Raw genomic sequence first — 17,291 nt, forward strand, 5'->3', positions numbered from 1 at the left:
CTACACGCTGAAAGGGCTAAAACGAACTTTATTTTACCCCTTTGTCTTCTTTTCATTACGTAATATCTTCTAAAATAAGTGCTTTTTCTTGTGTTGAAATATATGACCGCTTCGTAAAGACGCGGTATTCGTTTTCTCTAGTTTTATCTAAAATAGCCTTATAAAAGTGAGCAGCTGCTTTCACCGGTATCCTTGAATAAAGTGGGAATTCATGTAGATGGTCAAAAAATTCCTCATAGTACGCCTCTGCCTCAAACGCAATATATTCCCATACGTGCTGGAAGGCTTGATTGACGATCCCTTCTTGTAATTCTTGCTCTGTATACCCAAATTGATCCATGACTTGTTTTGGCAAATAAATGCGGTTCCTTTCCGCCTTATCCTCACCAATGTCTCGAAGAATATTGGTCAACTGCATGCCAATCCCAAGGGAAATCGCGGCTTCTTTTAGCTGTTCTTTTTTACGCGGTGCAATGATCGGAAGCAGCATTAATCCAACTGTACTTGCGACATGATAGGAATAGATGAGCAGTTCATCTAACGTTTCATACCGGTGCTGCTCTAGATCCATCTCCTGTCCTCGCAGCAGGTCACGGAATGGGGATTCATCCATACGAAACTGTTGAAATGTATACTCCAGCGCCACCCACATTGGATCATTACGATCTACTTCTCCTTGCAAGAAACGTTCAAATGCCTCCTGAAAAGACGCCAGTTCTTCCTTTGGTGAAGGAGACTCATCTACAATGTCATCCGCTCTCCTACAAAAGGAATAAACAGCCCAAACAGCCTGTCTTTTCTTTTTAGGCAGCATGGAAAAGGCACGATAAAACGTTTTTGAATGGGTTTGAATGGTCTCTTCACATATTTTCAATGCTGTTTGCACATCAACCACTTAGCTTCACTTCCTTTCTGTTGTTCAGCTCTTTAAGCAGTACAGAAGCCATGAGCTTTGCACTTTGCATCACGATCGGTACCCCGCCGCCGGGATGGATGGAAGCACCTACCGCATATAGATTGTCTAAATCTGCAACCTTTACTTGCGGGCGAAACACACCTGATTGAAACAAATTAGGAGCGAGTCCAAAGCTGCCGCCTTCAAACAATCCTTCTCGCATTGAATCATTCGGTGTTCTCACCTTATGCCAGACAACCGCCTCTCGCAGCTGTGGAAAGCCTCTTTTTTCAAGACGCTCCACCATTTTATCCACAAAGTCTGTCTCTTGTTCCCAGTTGATGTGATCTCCTGATGGAACAGGAATGAGCATATATAGGACACTGCTGCCTTCTGGGGCAAGGGATGGATCGATGGTCGATGGATTAAACGTATAAAATGATGGATCTTGAGGTATCGTTTTCGTTTGGAACACCTCTCTCATATGCTGATCAAAGTGTTCTCCCATGAAAAATTGATGAACAGGTGCTTCATCGTATACTTTGTTTAACCCTAGATACACCATCACGCAGCCGGAGGATGGAACGTATTTACGCCGGTCTTGTTCACCTAAACCAAGCTGTTTTAACGCCGCTGGATAATCTCCGTTCATCACAAATGCATCAGCTACTATGTGTTCATCATTTATTTTTGCCTTGACCACACGTTTCCCCTCAAACTCAAATTGTGCGACTTCTTCACTTTTTCTTATGCGTACACCCGTCTTTAAGAGCTGTCTCTCCAATATATCTACTAAACTCGCATATCCGCCTTTTAAATAGTAAATTCCGTGTGCGTGCTCACTATATGAAACAAGCGAATAAATGGCAGATGCTTCATACGGATTTCCTCCGACATAGAGGGTTTGAAGTGCATATGCATCTCGGAGGCGCTCATCTGAAAAATATTTTTTGAGAGAACTTTGAACGGTTCGATATGCTTTTAATTTCATTAAAATCTTCATGTTCGCTTTTGTAAAAAAGGTTCGTTTTTCATGAAATGATTTTTCTAGAAAAGCTTCCTGCCCTTCTTGAAACCGATCCGTCATTTCTTTCATAAATGTTAAATATCCCTGTTCTTCCTTTGGAAATACACGTTTGATTTCTTCTAGTTGTCGCCGTGTATCAGAGTATTTCGTATAGGAGGTTCCATCTTGATAGTGGATCGTATACAGCGGATCGAGCTGCAAGAGATCAAGAGATGTTTCATCAATGCCTACGTCATGTAAAATGCCTTTTAACATATCAGGAAGTAGGACAATGGTCGGACCTTCATCTACTTTATATCCTTTCTCACGTACAAAAGCAAGTCTCCCGCCGAGCCGTTCATTTTTTTCAACAAGGGTGACATCATGTCCAGCTTTTTTTAAATAGAGGGCTGAGATCATTCCGCCAATACCGCCGCCAGCAATCAATATATGTTTTTTCATGAGGCGCTCCCCTTTTCTTGATGTGGCACTCTTTTGTGCGTATGTTTCTCTTTTGACAAAATCGCATTTGTCGTAATACGTGCTGATTCTAAAATGGTTGGCAATCCGCTGCCCGGGTGGGTTCCTCCACCAACGAGCCAGCAGTGTTTCAACTCATCAAATTCATTATGCGGCCTGAGTACCATCATCTGCGTCAACTGGTGACCAAGATTAAATGTAGCTCCTTCATACACGTACAGCTCTTCTTCCCAATGCTTCGGCGTGATCATCCGCTCGACTTCAATATGCTGCCTGATATTCTTAAAGCCTGTTTTCCGCTCCAATGTATCCAGTACAAGCTCTCTAAATTCTTCTTGATGCGCTTCCCAGTCAATACCGCTTTGATTATTGGCAACGGGTGCTAATACATAAAGAGCGGACTTGCCTTTTGGCGCAAGCGAATCATCTGTCACACTTGCATTTTGAATATAAATGGACGGATCATCCGGCAGCTCAAAGGTTTTCGTAATCTCTTTGACGAACTTCGCATAGTCATCGGAAAAAACGATGGTATGATGTGGCTCATCATATATCGTATCTAAACCTAGGTACAGCATAAAGGTGGAGCATGAGAATTTTTTCTTTTTCAGTTTCTTCTCGCTATATTTCTTTAAAAGACCCGGCTCTACAAGCTTTGTCATCACGTGTGCAAAATCACCATTTACGACGACCTCATCTGCTTGTATTTCTTCACCAGTTTCTAAGCGAATGCCCTTCACTTTCCTGCCTTCCGTCAGCAACTTCTCAACTCCAGTTGATAGATGAAGGGTAGCGCCAGATTCAACAGCTGCCTTTGCCATCGCTTCTGACAGCTGATTCACTCCGCCTTTCGGATGATAAACGCCTGTGTCATGCTCCATAAAGGAAAGAATTGAGAACGCTCCTGGGCATTCCCAAGGTGACATCCCTAAATATTTTGATTGGAATGTAAAGGCATATTTCACTGATTCATTTGAGAAATAATCCGACAGCACATCATATAAGCTTTTATTTAATGAGAGCTGAGGAAGTGCTTTGATGACTTTTGGACGCAAATAATGATGGAAACGATCCATTTTACTTTGTAGAATCGGCGTTAGGCGGTCCATTTTTCGTTTTGTATCATTCATAAAACGTACATACCCCTCGCCCTCACCAGGTGCAAAGGCTTCTAGTCGTTTGTACATTTCGTCTCGATCTCGAACCATATCAAGCTTCTCATCTTGAAAGATTAATCTATACATTTCTTTTAATTCAATCACATCTATATAATCATAGAGATTTTTACCAGCAAAAGTGAACAGTTCCTCTGCAATATGAATCATACTGAGAAAAGTAGGACCTGTATCAAACGTGAAATCACCAAGTTGAAACTTAGAGTTACGTCCGCCAACAAAGGACTGTTTTTCATATATATGAACATCATGTCCTTTGCTTTGCAACATCATAGCTGCTGCAAGTCCCCCTGGTCCTGCTCCGATCACAATGATTTTCATTATCCTTTTTCCTCCAAATTAATTCACTTTAAGTTAATTATACAAATTAAAACTGTTAGTTCAACTTTTGATGTGCTCTAAAAGTCTCATGTTATGTATCAAAAAAGCCGACTTCCTTTCAACAAGTGCAAGAAAGCCGACCCTTTGTTATGCTTCTATATCAATTCGATATGTTTCAAACCAATGATGAATCTGTGCCAAATGGGCAATGAGCTGTGGGCCTTTCATTAACTGACCATACCAAGGAACCTGGAAAGAAGCCCCTTCTGTTTCAATCAGCTGTTTTAATTGATGTGGATCTAAAAATTCATGAAGCACAGAATCCTTTTGCGCGAGACAATCTGTTAACATCTCTTTTACCGCCTGAGTATAAGCAGGATGATGTGTTTTCGGATAAGGGCTCTTCTTGCGATAAAGCACTTCATTCGGTAAAATTCCCTCTAATGCTTTTCTCAAAACCCCTTTTTCCCGATTTCCATACATTTTCATTTCCCAAGGAATATTCCATACATACTCAACAAGACGATGATCTGCGAATGGAACACGTACCTCAAGGCTCGCCCCCATGCTCATACGATCTTTTCGATCAAGTAGCGTGGTCATAAACCAAATCATATTTAAGTAAAAAAGTTCTCTTCGGGCTTTATCTACTCCAGTTTCCCCATCTAAAAGAGGGGTTTCTGCCACGGTTTCTTCATATTTGCTTTGCGCATATTCCTTCAGTGATAATTTCTTTTGCCATGAGTCTTGAAGAAGCTGAATGCGTGCTTCCGTTGATCTCATCCACGGAAATCCATTGGTTTCGCTTGCCATGTGAAACCATGGGTAACCTCCAAAAATTTCATCTGCACATTCACCTGATAAACCGACAACAAAATCCTTTTTAATTTCTCGGCAGAACCATAGTAAGGAAGAATCAATATCTGCCATCCCCGGCAAATCTCGCACTTCAACCGCTTCTTTCAAATAAGAAGCCAGCTCTTTTTGCCCAATGATGCAGCTGTGATGATTCGTTTGAAACGCTTTGGTCATTCGATCAATCCACGGGCCATCAGCATTCGGCTGGAATTGACTTGCTTCAAAGAATTGATCATTTCCGTCGTAATCAACGGAATACGTATGCAGCGGGGCTTTCCCTATTTTCTCAAAGTGCTTGGCGGCAATGGCCGTAATGGCACTAGAATCCACACCGCCCGATAAAAACGTACATACAGGCACATCAGAGACGAGCTGTCTTGTAACAGCATCCGTAAAGAGTTCCTTCACGTGCTGAGCGGTGTCATCAAGCGAGTCTGTATGCTGCTTGCTTTTGACATTCCAGTACCTCCACACACGCAAACCATCTTTTGAGAAGGTTAAGGCATGAGCAGGTCTCAGCTCTTTCACCCCTTTAAATACGCCTTGCCCTGGTGTTCTAGACGGCCCTAAACCAAAGATTTCTGATAACCCTTCATGATCCACTTTGGCTTTCATTTCAGGATGAGCCAGAAGTGCTTTGATTTCTGAGCCAAACAAAAAGGAATGATGACGTTCTGTATAGAAAAATGGCTTGACACCGAGCCGGTCTCTTGCTGCAAATAATAATTCACGTTCACTATCCCAAATGACAAATGCAAAAATTCCATTAAAATGGGTCACACACTCTTCCTTCCATTCTGTATAGGCGTGAAGAAGAACCTCTGTATCAGAATGCCCAAGAAAGCGGTGCCCCCTTTTGAATAATTCTTTTCGTATATCCTCTGTGTTATAGAGTTCTCCATTGTATACCACCGTATAATCATGGTGTTGATGGGTATATGTCATCGGCTGCTTTCCGCCTTCAACATCGACAACGGCTAACCGTTTATGGCCGAAAAGAACGTGCTCACTTTTCCACGTATTTGTATCATCCGGCCCTCGTTTAGATAATGTATCTGTCATTTGATTGATTACATGATCCTGTTGGATGAGCTGCTTTTTAAAGTCTGCCCAGCCTGTTATTCCACACATCATCATCAGCTCCCATCCGTTTTTCATCAAGTGTTCTCATTTAGCCTTTCTTAGTTTATGCATCGTCTCCTTGATAGTTGATTTGTCCTTTTTTCCGCCTGTGTATAGGACAAGCTTCATTTGGTAAGAAAAGAAAGAGGAAAGGAGGTTTTGCGAATGGAGAACCGCATGACATATCTTCAGCAAAACCACCCAAAATGGTGTAACGGGTACTTACTGATGGAAAACGGTCATTGTCTGATTGAAGACGAAGAAGGAGACATCATGCTGCCTGAAAGCCTTCAAAGTTCTATGATCTGTTTGAAAGAAAAGGATCGATGGACAAAAGGAGAATTGCTCGGGTCTGTCGTTCTTTGTGAGAATGGGAAGTTGATGGAGGTAAAAGGCGGTGAACGCATTCAATATACAGCGTCTCTTTCTAAAGGGTGGCTTGATTTGCTTATGTTCGTACCAGAAAGCGTCTTTTATCAGATCATTGACTATGTAGAACAGTTTGGCTTTTCCGTCTATGATTGTGTCTTTTCTTCCTTCCATCCTTCTCATCGCGTGTCTTTTTTTCAGTTTTCAGGAGACATGCAATCACTTGCCCTTCAATGCCACCATCATTCGGACGCAAATCAAGTTCAATTGGAATGGACGACGTCTGACGGTCACCGGCTGATGTCTCAGTTTGATCTCACATAAAAAGGGCACTGCTTTTAATAAGCAATGCCCTTTTTATCTTAAAAGATATGGAAACCGATCGGCAGACGTAAGCCTAGAAGAATGGTCACAATGGCAACCACGATAAAACCAATGAATACACCCGTCACCGATTTTCCTTTTTTCTTGCGTACAAGGACCATTTCCATGAAACCAATCACAAGAATACCAAGTATCATTTTTCCAACATACTCGCCCCCGTAACCCGGGATTTTCATTCCTGTGCGAACATACAGCTCTACACCCGTTGCAATAATAATCAAGTAAAATAGGCGTACGATCATATGCACAATTTTAGCGCCTTTATCGTTTTTACCTGCTAATGCAAAGGCAACGAAAAATAAAATAATACCTAGCACCCACGCTGTAATATGTAAATGTGTTCCCATTTGTGATTTCCCCCTTTATCAGAACAATTACCTTCTCATCGTACCACGAAATAAGTCGAACACAAAGCGACAATCCTGTGTCAACACGCCTTTATTTGACGCGATTTGATAACGTCCCAATTGGTTCAATTGTTACTTCAACCTGATCGCCTGAGGCTAAAAATTTTGGCGGTTCAAAACCTTTGCCGACTCCAGAAGGTGTACCTGTTGCAATGATGTCTCCCGCTTCCAGCGTCATCCCTTTTGAAAGAGTTGACACAATGTCTTCAATTGGGAAGATCATTAATTCCGTACTGGCAGACTGACGAACCTCTCCGTTTACCTTTGTTTCCACATGGAGTGCTCCATGATCCTCGATCACTGACTTGTGAACGATATAAGGTCCCATTGGACAAGTTGTATCTAAGCTTTTTCCGATGAAAAATTGTTTGTGTTTTTTCTGCAAATCTCTTGCCGTTATATCATTTAAAATGGTGTAACCGAAAATGTAATCTTGGACCTCTTCTGGAGCAATATTCTTTCCTGTTTTGCCAATGACAATGGCAAGCTCCCCTTCGTAATCCAATTCACTTGTCACATCTTCATGGAGAAGAATGTCCGCTTCATGCCCTACAACAGAGGTAGGCGCCTTTGTAAAGATCATCACGTCTTTAGGAATATCTGCCGCACTTCCCATTTCCATGACGTGATCTTGATAGTTTTTCCCAACACACATGATGTTTTTCGTTGGTTTTGGAATCGGTGCATGGAGTGTCACGTCCGAAAGCGGATAGACATAAGAGCCGCGGTCTTCTTCTTTTTTCTCCGCCCAATCAAGAAGCTGTTTGACGTGTTCGACAAACTTGTCCCCCATGTTGATGCATTCAGATAAAGAGTTTGGCAATGTTTCTAGCTCAAATAGTTTTGCTTCTGCCTTTTTGACGTCCATCACCCATTCATCATCAATGACGACCCCGATAAACAATCTGTTATGTATCTCACCTGTAAAAAACTTCATGTCTTCCCCTCACAATCTTCATTTCAATACATTATGATGTCTCATTTTTATTTCTCTACGAAATAAAAAAAACCCTTTTTTATCATACTCTCTTTTAAAAAGGGTTTCAAAAATGAAGACCTGACATTTAGCGGTAGCGTCGATACTCCCACATATTCCCTTGATCCCATTTACGATCAACATTTCCTTGATGGCGGGAATGATGTTTTTTCTTCCCGCATCTTCGGCAAGAGTGACTCCGTTTGTGGTGATGAGAACGTTTAGATCGATGGCTACGGTGTGATTTGCGGCAGCTTTTCTTATGATGTGATCTGTGTTTGCTGCGGCATGATTTTTTTGGTTCACTCTTTTTACTGCGGTATGACTTTTTGCTTTTATACGACTTTTTGCTTTTATACGACTTTTTGCTTTTGCATGATTTCTTGCTTCTATACGACTTTTTACTTTTACATGGTTTCTCGCTCTTTACACTTTTCTTTGAGCAGCGACTTTTTTTAGAGCGATAGCTTTTTTTAGAACGATAGCTTTTATGGCTTTTTTTGCTGCGATGTGACTTACGGCAGCCGCCTCCACCAAAGAACCAGTGACGGCGATTTGAATGACGAGAACGAGATGATTTGTGCGAATGTCCCGATTCTGGTTCACGATCTAAGTGTTGATCACGCCCCTCACTTCGAAGTGAATCAACTGCATGTTCAATATGCGAATGATCAAATGTGCTCACGAACAATTCCCCTCCCAATCTGTGCTCTGACAAAACAAACAGACGAAGCTGTTTATCTTCTCTGCTTTATGTTACGAGACTCGATAGACAAGTGTTCTTGGCGAATGCCTCTTTCTTAGAAAACTCCATGAATACCTACCAGCAGGTACAGGACATTCCTTCATTTTCATATAGTGGAGGAGATATAGGAGGGTGATGAACGCATGGACACAGAACCTTTAAAACAACTGGATATCTGGATTCATCCAAAAGATCTCATGGAATTAAAAAAGGACGTATGGAACGATGAACCCGTCGAGGCCATTCTGAAAACCGGCCAAACCAAGTCACATATTTATGCCTCATACCGAGGATCACACATCCGAAAGCTCAAGAAAAAATCCTATCAAATTGAATATCGAAAACCAAAGCAAAGACAGGGCGAATCCCTTTTTCACTTAAATGCAGAGTACAATGATCCTTCTTTCATTCGCAACAGGCTGTCTTTTTATTTCTTTGAACAAATGGGTGTGTTCAGCCCGTCCGCTTCTCATGTGTTTCTGACCATTAATGGAAGAAAAGAAGGCATTTATTTAAAAATAGAATCTGTAGATGAGCTGTTCCTCCAAAAACGACAGCTGCATGGAGGCGGCATTTATTATGCTGTAGATGATGACGCCAACTTCTCTCTTTTAAGCTCATTTGATAAAAAGCCAAAAAAACATCTTCTTCTCGGTTATGAGAAAAAAACGGGAACACCTGAACACGACAAGCAGCTGAGTGAATTTATTTACTTTTTGAACACCGCAAGGGACGACACGTTTGCAAATAAGATTGAGCAGTATCTTGATGTGACACAATATTTCCGCTGGCTCATTGGTGTCGTGTGTACCCAAAATTTTGATGGCTTTGTTCATAACTATGCGCTATATGTGAATGATCAAGGAAGGTTTCAAGTAATGCCTTGGGATTATGATGCGACTTGGGGGCGTGATATTCACGGAGAAGAAATGGCGTTTGATTATATTCCAGTCAGCGGTTTCAATACATTAACCGCTAGATTACTAGACATCCCTGCATTTAAAAGAGACTATTATGCCCTTTTCCAGCACGTACTAGATACACATTTTTTAGAAAAACGACTTCTCCCCATCATTGAGACATGGCATGCTTCGATTGAGCAGCGAATTGGAGATGATCCATATACGAAAAACCGACAAGACATGCTGCGTTCAGAGCGAGAATTAATCCGACAGTATATCAACAAAAGACGACGTTATTTACAAACTGAGATTAAAAAAGAGACATCGCACCTGTAAAGACACTTTCGAATTTTGTCACTTTAGTTCTCATATTGACGAAAGAGCTTTTTTTATAGAAAAATAGGGTATACTAACCATATCCTTCTATTTGATAAAAAATGTGAGAGTTGGCGTCCGTTATGATCAATTATGAAATTGAACAAAAAAGATTACATTTAATTGAGACCGCAAAAAAATTCGGAATGAATGCCGAAGAAACCATCAGGTGCAGTCAAGAGCTTGACACACTCTTAAATAAAGGCATCAAAACCACCTCTAAAGAATGCTCGAATAAAGGGTAAACCATACACTTCATTCCTCTCATCAAAGTTCTTCAAAAAGACAATCACATATTAAAAGCCCCATCATAAGCTATGGTGAAACGCCCAAAAACGAAGTGCCCTATTTTTCTAAAGGATGTGCACCGCTATGCCGGCTATTGTTGGAGCCTTTAAAGTAAATGCCGTCGGAACGAGCGGAGTCGTTCATGTTGGAGATTGCATCACCATTTCTCCAAATAGTCAGGTTAAAACGTTTGCCGGCGCAGGCAGTTTTAACACTGGTGATCAATTACGCATTAGCAACTATAAAAGTGTGACAAATACGTATGATAGTGATGTCATTGATCAACCGCTTGTTGGTAACTTGTAAGGAGTGAGAATCCATTGAACTTCTATATTAATCAAGCGATACAAATTAATTACTTACGTGTGGAGTCTGTGAGTAACTCATCCGTTCTTCAAATCGGCAGTGCTGGATCAATCAAAGCACTCTCCAATCTATATAACACTGGTAGCTACGTAGAAGCAGCACCTGCCGCAGCAGGCACACAAGGAATTGAAGAGTCTCAGGGCGCAAGCACGGCACCTTTTGTACCGCTTCAGTCACCAACAACATAAGTTCATCTGCAATCCCCGGAGGTGTATGCATATGTATGACTATCAAAACAGCGCTTCACAAATGTATGGCATCATTCAAAAGCAAACACAGCAAATCATGATGCTTGAAAAAAGGCTTAACGAGCTTCAGCAGGAAATGCAAATGATCAAAGATAAACCGACAACAACGATTGAACGGATTGATTATCAATTTGATCAACTGAAAATCGAGCGGCTGGAAGGCACATTAAATATCGGCCTCAATCCATCTGATCCAAATAGTGTTCAAAATTTTGAAGTGGGCCAAACAACAACCCCGGGAATTGGAATGATGCAGCAAGAAATGGCTGATCAATTTTTCAATCAAACACGCCAGCTTGTCGATGCATTCTTAAATGAAGAAGCACCGCAGCTTCTTGAAGAACTAGAGCAGCGATACGAAGGCTCGCTTGATGAAAGCAACAAACACCATATCATTGAGGACATTCGAAAACAAATAGACAGTAGAATCAAATATTATGCGGGGCAGCTGCCACAAAGGGAAGATATGACCCCGCTTCAACGTTCCGAGCAAATTGCTGAATATGTGAAACATGATGTCAAACGGGCAATCGAGCACTTTTTAGCCCATATTCCAAATGAAACGAAAGGAGAGGAAAACGGATGAATTTCACAGTCGTCAACCGCAACATCGAAACCGGAAGCATTAAAGTAGTTGGGGTATCGTCCTCTTCCCTATTTATTATCGGGGACACGGATCACGTACAGCTGTCATCGATTTTTGATACACCGCCAGAATCTTTAATTATTGGCCCGTTTGTTCCTCTAGCCCCTCGATAATGATCAAGCGCACATCTCAAGTAAAGTTCTCGAAGGTGAATTCTGTCGGGATTGCGAGTGTTGTTCAAATTGGTGATACACAAGAGCTATGTCCGAACGTGAAGGTGCTAGCTGTTCAGCGAACCATTAGTTTGTTTTATGGAAATGAAGCTGAAAACCTAGATGAAAAAGAATTTGAAGTGTATTATGAGCCGATCCCATTGATGCTGCCAGAACGAGCGGTTAGAACGGCCTTTTATCATGAAAAGCCTCTCATTAAAGTGTCGTCCATTCATGTAGAAGGGGTCTCTTCCTCCTCTATCTATCAAATTGGCTCTACGTGCGGAATAAATGCCGTTGCGCGAGTGAAGCATATTCGAGAGTTATTTAGCAACAATGACGAACATCCGCCAAACTCACAATTGGACCTACCTTCGCATATGATGGTGATATGACTTCGAATAAAGGATGTCGATTATGCCAGCAATTGTCGGACCCATTTACATTAACTCGATTTCTGGGGGCGTCGTAAACGTCGGTGACTCATTTTATCTTTCGCCTAAAAGTTCTTCAAAATCTGCTTTAGGCTCTGGAGCGGGGAATACCGGAGATTTCTTGATTTTAAATAATGGCATTAGCGCCACCAACTATGTGGATCCTGACTTAAATGATCAGAATATGGTAGGCAATGCATAAAGCGGCTCCTCTACACTCATTTCATTTAGAGGAGCGCTTTTTTATGCTTATTTCTTTCTGCGTTGTCTTGATTTCTTTGTTTTGACCAGCTTGCTTGCCGGCTGCTTTCGAATCCATTTGATGTACGGAACAAGCTTTTCATCTTGTCTTAGTGCATCCAGCGTATTCAAACGTGCGGCAAGCTCCTGGTTTGTATAAAGAGCATGTACTTGTTTATGGCAAGGGATACACAGGAAGGCAGTCGGTAGAAAGGCCCCTCCCTCTTCTTTTGGGGTCAAGTGATGTTCCGTAAGGACGACCTCTTGTCTTCCGCACAGCTCACATAATCCAATCGTTTGCTTTGCCATCCTGAGATCACCTCACTTTACATTAATTCCATCGAGACTGTTGTTCCTTTCCCGCTTGGATCTGCTGGGTGGACAATCAGTTTCTTTGGCAGTCTCATCTTTAATTCTTCCACATGGCTGATCACACCAACAGCTAAATTTTGAGACTGCAGCTTCTCTAATGCTGTAATCACCGTATCTAACAAGTCTTGATCGAGTGTACCAAATCCTTCATCTAAGAAGAAGAATTGCAGCGGGAACTCACCTCTCAGCTGAATTTGTGCAGACAGAGCAAGAGCAAGTGCTAAAGACGTCAGGAAAGTTTCTCCCCCAGACAAGCTGGATACCGGACGTCTGACACCTCCATTGGCATCATCCCGCATCACAAAACCGCCCTCTGAATCGACTTCAATGGCATATCTTTGTCTTGTCAAAATCCCAAGACGATGAGAAGCATCGCGGCTGACACTTTCTAGCTGTTCTTCTGCTAGGAACTCAACAAACGTATTCCCTTTAAACACAGTTTGAAGCTTATCCAGCCGGTCAATTTCTTGCTGCAGTTCTTCAAGACGTTCATGAATGCTTGCAAAGCGTTGATGGTTTGCTTCAATCACTCGCAGATGCTCTTGTGCAGATCCACTCAGCGCTGTCGCTTCTTCAAGCGCTTTTTCCGCCGCTTCTTTTTTTAGTTGAATATCTGTCCACTCGTCTTCATCCAGCGACTCACCTTTTAACAGTTCCGAAATTCGCTTTAAGTTTGCTGCACATTGCTTTCTTTTATCCTCAAATTCCTCAATTTCCTGTTTGACTGTAAGACGTACAGATCGATCCATTAAAGCAGGTTCAATCTCCTGCGGCTGATCAAAAGGAGTAGGTCCTGTTTCTTTTTGCCATGCTTCCTCAGCTTCTTGTTTTCGCCGCTTAGCCTCTTGGAGCTGACGTTCACTGCTTGAGAAATGGCTTTGCGCCTCACTAAATAATTGCTGTGCATGCTTTAATTGCTCGTACGAATGCTGTTCTTTTTCATTTAGATGAGCAAGAGATTGTTGAACTTCGTCCAGTTCATCAGAAAGAGAAGCGGCTTTTAAAGGATATCGCTGTAGATCTGTTTCATATTGATCGATCAGGTGCTGCTGGCTTCCCAGTTGATGCGCCAGCTTATCGAGTTCCTTCTCTAGATCGTATATGGCTGTTTGCAGATGCTCTTTTGCCTGCTGTTTTTCCTCTAGAAAAGAAATACTCTTCTCAATACGCTCTTGATAACCTTCCGCTTGTTGATCCTTTTCGTCAATTTGTTGCTGCATTTCCTGCACTTGGTTGATTGTCAGGTGAGGAAAGGTCTGTTCAAATTGCGTCAGTTGTTCGGAAAGCTCAGACCGAAGCTCCTTGATCAGCATGTCTAGTTCTTGTATGCGCTGCTGCTCAAATGTCAGTTGATCTTTTACTTTGCTCATTTCTGCCGCTTGATCATAAGTGACGTCCATTAAACGAGCTCGTTTGCTTTCGATTGCTTGAATATCTTGTTTTACACCTTTCCATTCTTGAATCAGCTGGTACAAAGACTGCGGATTCTGTACTGCTTCTACTGCTGCAGCTACTTCCGAATTGGGGGCTTTTTGAGATAAAAAGGAGAACTGTTTAACTAATTGATTGGCATGCGTTTCAAGCAGCTGCTTTGCAGCAAACATGTCTCTAGCATATTCCTCTGCCAGCTTGAGCTCTTTATCCATTTTTACAATCCATTCATCAATTTGGGCAACCGTTTCTTCATGGTCATTGTCTATCACAGCATTTGGATCATGATGAATCGATCCACAAACAGGACATGGTTCACCGTCTACTAGCTCTGCCGCTAATTCTTTTCTTAATTCTGCCGATCTGACAACATCACGCTGTTTTAATTTTTCTTGTTTTTTGTCCTGCTCTTTATGACTCCATTCTGTAAGACCTCGTTCAAATTCACATACATAAAAATACAATTGTTCTATCGCTTGAAACGATTGATTTATTTTTTCATGATGATCTTTTTGCTGTTTTTGAAGCTTTTCATATGATTGTGTCGCCTGTGCTGAACGCTGTCTTAGCTCCTCAATCTTTTGTTCTTCCTTTTGAATGCTCACATTCATTCTTTGAACATTTTCACTGAAACGAAGTGCGTCTTGTACAAGTTTCCGCTCTTTGACAGAGACTTGTAATTGTTCCAGCTCATGCTTCAACTGTGTTTGTTTCGCAAGCGCACGCTCTAATAAAGATTGCAGGTTTTCGGCTTCCGCTTTTTTTTGAGTCAATTGCTGCGTTTTTTCATGGTTTTGCTGCTCTAGTACGGTCTTTTCCTGAAGAGCTGTTTCTTTTTTTCGTTCAATTTCTTTTAATTGAATCAGCTGCTCTTTCTTTTGAAGAAGCTCTGGCTCATTTTCCATTTTCTTTTGCCGCGTTTGCTCATACTCCTGCGTCATTTGATCATAGATCGTTCGTTGATGAAGTAAATGTTTTTCTGCTTCCTGCTTCTCTTTTGATGCTTGAGAGAGCTGCTTTTCAGACTTTGTTAATGCATCCGCATAAGGCTTTAATGTCTCTGCCTGCTCTGCAATGCGAAGTTGATTCTTTTTCTCTTCCATCGTTGGTGCCAGTAGATTGAGTTTGTTTTGTTCCTTCTCGTACGCTTCTTGTTCCTTTTGATACTGCCAGATGGCTTGCGCTTTTGTAAAAGTAGTGAACGCTTCGTCCCGCGTTTGTTTTTTCTCAAGAAAAATAGCTTGCGCCTGCGCAGCTGCTTCTTTAGCTTTCGCTAATGCCTCTGGACCAGCTTCTCCTAATCCAGTCAGTTCAGCCAGCAGTTCGTTTTTCTGTCCATAGTGATTTTGAGCCTTTGCGCGTAAACGTTTGACGAGCTGATCACCATATTTCTCCAAATTAAACAAGCGCTGCAGCATTTGGCGTCTGTCGGCTCCTTTCAATGAAAGGAATTCCGCAAACTTTCCTTGGGGTAAAACAACCGCTCTCGTAAAATCGTCAATGGTTAAACCAAGTAATTCTTCTATTTTACGATTGACCTCACTTGCTTTATCTGCAAGAACTGTCTGCGTATCACCAATTTCAATCAATCGGCATAACGTCGTTCTAACCTTCATTTCATCTGCCCGTTTAAAGGCACGTTCCACTTTATAAGAAATATGGTGTTCCCTTTGCAAAGCGAACGTAAAGGAGACAGACAGCTTTTCTTCAGCTTGGTTCAAAATACCATGCGTATTATTGAGTGCACGTTCGACCTTGCCATAGAGTGCGAGTGTCATGGCATCTAATATGGACGATTTTCCGCTTCCAGTCGGTCCAAAAATACCAAACACACCTGCATCACATAAGGAGCTAAAGTCAATGGTTTGCTCTTCTCTGAAGCTATGAAGTCCTTTAATGGTTAGCGTGATCGGCTTCAATTCGCTTCCTCCTCTTGCATGTCATTGGCAAGCTCTAAAAATAGCTTGACGGTTTTTTCATCAGGTAGACCTCCACCTGTCTGACGCTCATAAAATTTCACGAACCGCTCTTCAATCGAGAGCTTTTCCACTTGTTTTTGTTCTTCTTTTTGCTGTAACTCTTTAAACTTTGGTCTAATATGGACAAATCCACTATGCTGTTTTCTAAGCTGATGAATTTGTTCGATCGACAGCTGATCTGTTAAGTGAATCTCTAAATCAATCCAGGCTTGAAGATCCCGCTTTTCATCCAGCCAACTGTGTACTTGGCTCAGTCCTTCAGTCGCCTTCCACTTCATAAGTGGTTTACCGCTTGATAAAAACACTTCTTTCCAGCTTGCTGTTTCATTCGGTTTTGCATCCACAATGGTGACTGATTTGGCGTAGCCTGCTTCAGAAAAGCTGTATGCAAGTGGAGATCCAGAATAGCGGGCAATCGTTTTGGCGCGTTTAATGGTTTGTGGGCGATGCAAATGCCCCAGTGCGACATAACAAGCCGCCTCAGGCAGACTTTCGGCCGCAACGGTATATGCGCCTCCCACTTCAATCGGCCTTTCCGAATCCGTTTGACTGCCACCTGCCACATAAATATGACTTGTTGCGATATTAACCGTATCCGCCTGAAATTGGCTGCTTAAATGTTGAAACATTTGTTGTATTTTTAAATTGTACTGATCACGGAGCAGTTTCTCTTCAAATGTTTCAGCCAGCACTTCGTTGAGCCTTGCTTCGGACGGGTAAGCGAGTGCTGCAATAGATAGACGTTCACTTGCAGAAGGAACATCGACATGAATTAAATCATTTGTCGGATATCCAATTAAATGAATCCCCTGCTCATTCGTTAAAGGAGATGCGGCTGATAAACGGTCTGGGTTATCATGGTTGCCAGAGATCACAACCACCTGACGCTTTCCTTTATCAGATAATGCAGACAGACTTTCATAAAAAAGCTGTTCTGCGCGAGCAGGAGGGTTCACTGTATCAAAGGCATCGCCTGCCATCACAATGACATCAATGTGTTCATCCTTGACGATTTGATTTAATTCATCTAAAAACTCCGCTTGCTCCTCAAGCCTGCTTCGGCCTTCAAGGGTTTTCCCTAGATGCCAATCCGCCGTATGCAGAATCCTCATGTGATTCA

19 protein-coding genes and 1 pseudogene are annotated in these 17,291 nt (G+C 42.0%); 9 read left to right on the forward strand and 11 right to left on the reverse strand.

The window, feature by feature from the left end; translation table 11 throughout:
- Positions 1–55: 55 nt before the first annotated feature.
- The 4 genes from FXF70_RS11180 to asnB form a co-directional block, all read right to left on the reverse strand.
- A complete protein-coding gene (locus FXF70_RS11180) occupies positions 56–895 on the reverse strand; it encodes a phytoene/squalene synthase family protein (RefSeq protein ID WP_148780254.1) in 840 nt (279 codons plus the stop codon).
- Positions 888–2,363: a phytoene desaturase family protein gene (locus FXF70_RS11185; protein ID WP_148780255.1), complete on the reverse strand. Its 1,476-nt coding sequence runs from the start codon at positions 2,361–2,363 to the stop codon at positions 888–890. The genes FXF70_RS11180 and FXF70_RS11185 overlap by 8 nt, the downstream gene beginning before the upstream one ends.
- Positions 2,360–3,877, reverse strand: coding sequence for a phytoene desaturase family protein (locus tag FXF70_RS11190; protein WP_060832220.1), 1,518 nt, complete (start codon positions 3,875–3,877; stop codon positions 2,360–2,362). Before FXF70_RS11190 ends, FXF70_RS11185 begins: the two co-directional genes overlap by 4 nt.
- A 147-nt stretch (positions 3,878–4,024) precedes the next feature.
- A complete protein-coding gene (asnB, locus tag FXF70_RS11195) occupies positions 4,025–5,866 on the reverse strand; it encodes an asparagine synthase (glutamine-hydrolyzing) (protein ID WP_024720029.1) in 1,842 nt (613 codons plus the stop codon).
- Positions 5,867–6,022: 156 nt separating this feature from the next.
- Between asnB and FXF70_RS11200 the strand changes: the two genes are divergently transcribed.
- The gene (locus FXF70_RS11200) at positions 6,023–6,550 is read left to right on the forward strand and encodes a DUF2777 family protein (RefSeq protein WP_148780256.1); all 528 of its coding nucleotides are present in this window, start codon (positions 6,023–6,025) and stop codon (positions 6,548–6,550) included.
- Between the two features lie 38 nt (positions 6,551–6,588).
- Here the strand turns inward: FXF70_RS11200 and FXF70_RS11205 are convergent, their stop codons facing one another.
- The 4 genes and pseudogenes from FXF70_RS11205 to FXF70_RS19480 form a co-directional block, all read right to left on the reverse strand.
- On the reverse strand, positions 6,589–6,957 hold the full coding sequence (locus tag FXF70_RS11205; RefSeq protein ID WP_007499115.1) for a YisL family protein: 369 nt from the start codon (positions 6,955–6,957) through the stop codon (positions 6,589–6,591).
- A 91-nt stretch (positions 6,958–7,048) separates the two neighbouring features.
- Complete coding sequence (locus FXF70_RS11210) at positions 7,049–7,954, reverse strand: fumarylacetoacetate hydrolase family protein (protein ID WP_035700212.1); 906 nt, start codon at positions 7,952–7,954, stop codon at positions 7,049–7,051.
- 18 nt (positions 7,955–7,972) lie between these two features.
- The gene (locus FXF70_RS11215) at positions 7,973–8,299 is read right to left on the reverse strand and encodes a hypothetical protein (protein ID WP_148780257.1); all 327 of its coding nucleotides are present in this window, start codon (positions 8,297–8,299) and stop codon (positions 7,973–7,975) included.
- A gap of 328 nt (positions 8,300–8,627) precedes the next feature.
- Positions 8,628–8,678: pseudogene (locus FXF70_RS19480) on the reverse strand (hypothetical protein); the annotation flags it as partial.
- 203 nt (positions 8,679–8,881) lie between these two features.
- On the opposite strand from FXF70_RS19480, the gene FXF70_RS11225 reads away from it, so the two are divergent.
- From FXF70_RS11225 to FXF70_RS11260, 8 genes are all read left to right on the forward strand, one after another.
- Complete coding sequence (locus FXF70_RS11225) at positions 8,882–9,976, forward strand: CotH kinase family protein (RefSeq protein WP_007499119.1); 1,095 nt, start codon at positions 8,882–8,884, stop codon at positions 9,974–9,976.
- Positions 9,977–10,098: 122 nt separating this feature from the next.
- Positions 10,099–10,260 carry an aspartyl-phosphate phosphatase Spo0E family protein gene (locus FXF70_RS11230; protein ID WP_008348605.1) on the forward strand — a complete coding sequence of 54 codons (162 nt, stop codon included), beginning with the start codon at positions 10,099–10,101 and terminating at the stop codon, positions 10,258–10,260.
- 127 nt (positions 10,261–10,387) lie between these two features.
- The gene (locus tag FXF70_RS11235; RefSeq protein WP_003211745.1) at positions 10,388–10,609 is read left to right on the forward strand and encodes a spore germination protein; all 222 of its coding nucleotides are present in this window, start codon (positions 10,388–10,390) and stop codon (positions 10,607–10,609) included.
- A gap of 14 nt (positions 10,610–10,623) precedes the next feature.
- Positions 10,624–10,857, forward strand: coding sequence for a spore germination protein GerPB (locus tag FXF70_RS11240; RefSeq protein ID WP_003210877.1), 234 nt, complete (start codon positions 10,624–10,626; stop codon positions 10,855–10,857).
- A gap of 31 nt (positions 10,858–10,888) precedes the next feature.
- On the forward strand, positions 10,889–11,503 hold the full coding sequence (locus FXF70_RS11245) for a spore germination protein GerPC (RefSeq protein ID WP_008348607.1): 615 nt from the start codon (positions 10,889–10,891) through the stop codon (positions 11,501–11,503).
- Positions 11,500–11,676: a germination protein GerPD gene (locus FXF70_RS11250; RefSeq protein WP_003210893.1), complete on the forward strand. Its 177-nt coding sequence runs from the start codon at positions 11,500–11,502 to the stop codon at positions 11,674–11,676. Before FXF70_RS11245 ends, FXF70_RS11250 begins: the two co-directional genes overlap by 4 nt.
- Positions 11,676–12,110 carry a spore germination protein GerPE gene (locus tag FXF70_RS11255; RefSeq protein ID WP_007499121.1) on the forward strand — a complete coding sequence of 145 codons (435 nt, stop codon included), beginning with the start codon at positions 11,676–11,678 and terminating at the stop codon, positions 12,108–12,110. Before FXF70_RS11250 ends, FXF70_RS11255 begins: the two co-directional genes overlap by 1 nt.
- A 22-nt stretch (positions 12,111–12,132) precedes the next feature.
- Positions 12,133–12,351 (forward strand): spore germination protein, encoded by a 219-nt coding sequence (locus tag FXF70_RS11260; RefSeq protein ID WP_003211468.1) that lies wholly within the window; start codon positions 12,133–12,135, stop codon positions 12,349–12,351.
- A gap of 47 nt (positions 12,352–12,398) precedes the next feature.
- On the opposite strand, the gene FXF70_RS11265 is transcribed toward FXF70_RS11260, so the two are convergent.
- From FXF70_RS11265 to sbcD, 3 genes are read right to left on the reverse strand one after another with little or no spacing between them, the layout of a single operon-like run.
- Complete coding sequence (locus tag FXF70_RS11265) at positions 12,399–12,698, reverse strand: hypothetical protein (protein ID WP_025207111.1); 300 nt, start codon at positions 12,696–12,698, stop codon at positions 12,399–12,401.
- Positions 12,699–12,715: 17 nt separating this feature from the next.
- Entirely contained in the window at positions 12,716–16,111 is a 3,396-nt protein-coding gene (gene sbcC, locus FXF70_RS11270; RefSeq protein ID WP_148780258.1) for an exonuclease subunit SbcC, read from the reverse strand.
- Entirely contained in the window at positions 16,108–17,283 is a 1,176-nt protein-coding gene (gene sbcD / locus FXF70_RS11275) for an exonuclease subunit SbcD (protein WP_025207109.1), read from the reverse strand. The genes sbcC and sbcD overlap by 4 nt, the downstream gene beginning before the upstream one ends.
- Positions 17,284–17,291 lie beyond the last annotated feature (8 nt).

This window comes from Bacillus sp. Y3, from assembly GCF_008123875.1.
Lineage (GTDB): Bacteria > Bacillota > Bacilli > Bacillales > Bacillaceae > Bacillus > Bacillus altitudinis.

Coding starts and splice junctions, on each gene's coding strand:
- FXF70_RS11265 (WP_025207111.1), bottom strand. CDS start 12,698: ATGGCAAAGCAAACGATTGGATTATGTGAGCTGTGCGGAAGACAAGAG.
- FXF70_RS11230 (WP_008348605.1), top strand. CDS start 10,099: ATGATCAATTATGAAATTGAACAAAAAAGATTACATTTAATTGAGACC.
- FXF70_RS11245 (WP_008348607.1), top strand. CDS start 10,889: ATGTATGACTATCAAAACAGCGCTTCACAAATGTATGGCATCATTCAA.
- sbcD (WP_025207109.1), bottom strand. CDS start 17,283: ATGAGGATTCTGCATACGGCGGATTGGCATCTAGGGAAAACCCTTGAA.
- FXF70_RS11255 (WP_007499121.1), top strand. CDS start 11,676: ATGATCAAGCGCACATCTCAAGTAAAGTTCTCGAAGGTGAATTCTGTC.
- FXF70_RS11185 (WP_148780255.1), bottom strand. CDS start 2,363: ATGAAAAAACATATATTGATTGCTGGCGGCGGTATTGGCGGAATGATC.
- FXF70_RS11190 (WP_060832220.1), bottom strand. CDS start 3,877: ATGAAAATCATTGTGATCGGAGCAGGACCAGGGGGACTTGCAGCAGCT.
- FXF70_RS11250 (WP_003210893.1), top strand. CDS start 11,500: ATGAATTTCACAGTCGTCAACCGCAACATCGAAACCGGAAGCATTAAA.
- FXF70_RS11225 (WP_007499119.1), top strand. CDS start 8,882: ATGGACACAGAACCTTTAAAACAACTGGATATCTGGATTCATCCAAAA.
- FXF70_RS11235 (WP_003211745.1), top strand. CDS start 10,388: ATGCCGGCTATTGTTGGAGCCTTTAAAGTAAATGCCGTCGGAACGAGC.
- FXF70_RS11210 (WP_035700212.1), bottom strand. CDS start 7,954: ATGAAGTTTTTTACAGGTGAGATACATAACAGATTGTTTATCGGGGTC.
- asnB (WP_024720029.1), bottom strand. CDS start 5,866: ATGTGTGGAATAACAGGCTGGGCAGACTTTAAAAAGCAGCTCATCCAA.
- FXF70_RS11260 (WP_003211468.1), top strand. CDS start 12,133: ATGCCAGCAATTGTCGGACCCATTTACATTAACTCGATTTCTGGGGGC.
- FXF70_RS11205 (WP_007499115.1), bottom strand. CDS start 6,957: ATGGGAACACATTTACATATTACAGCGTGGGTGCTAGGTATTATTTTA.
- FXF70_RS11200 (WP_148780256.1), top strand. CDS start 6,023: ATGGAGAACCGCATGACATATCTTCAGCAAAACCACCCAAAATGGTGT.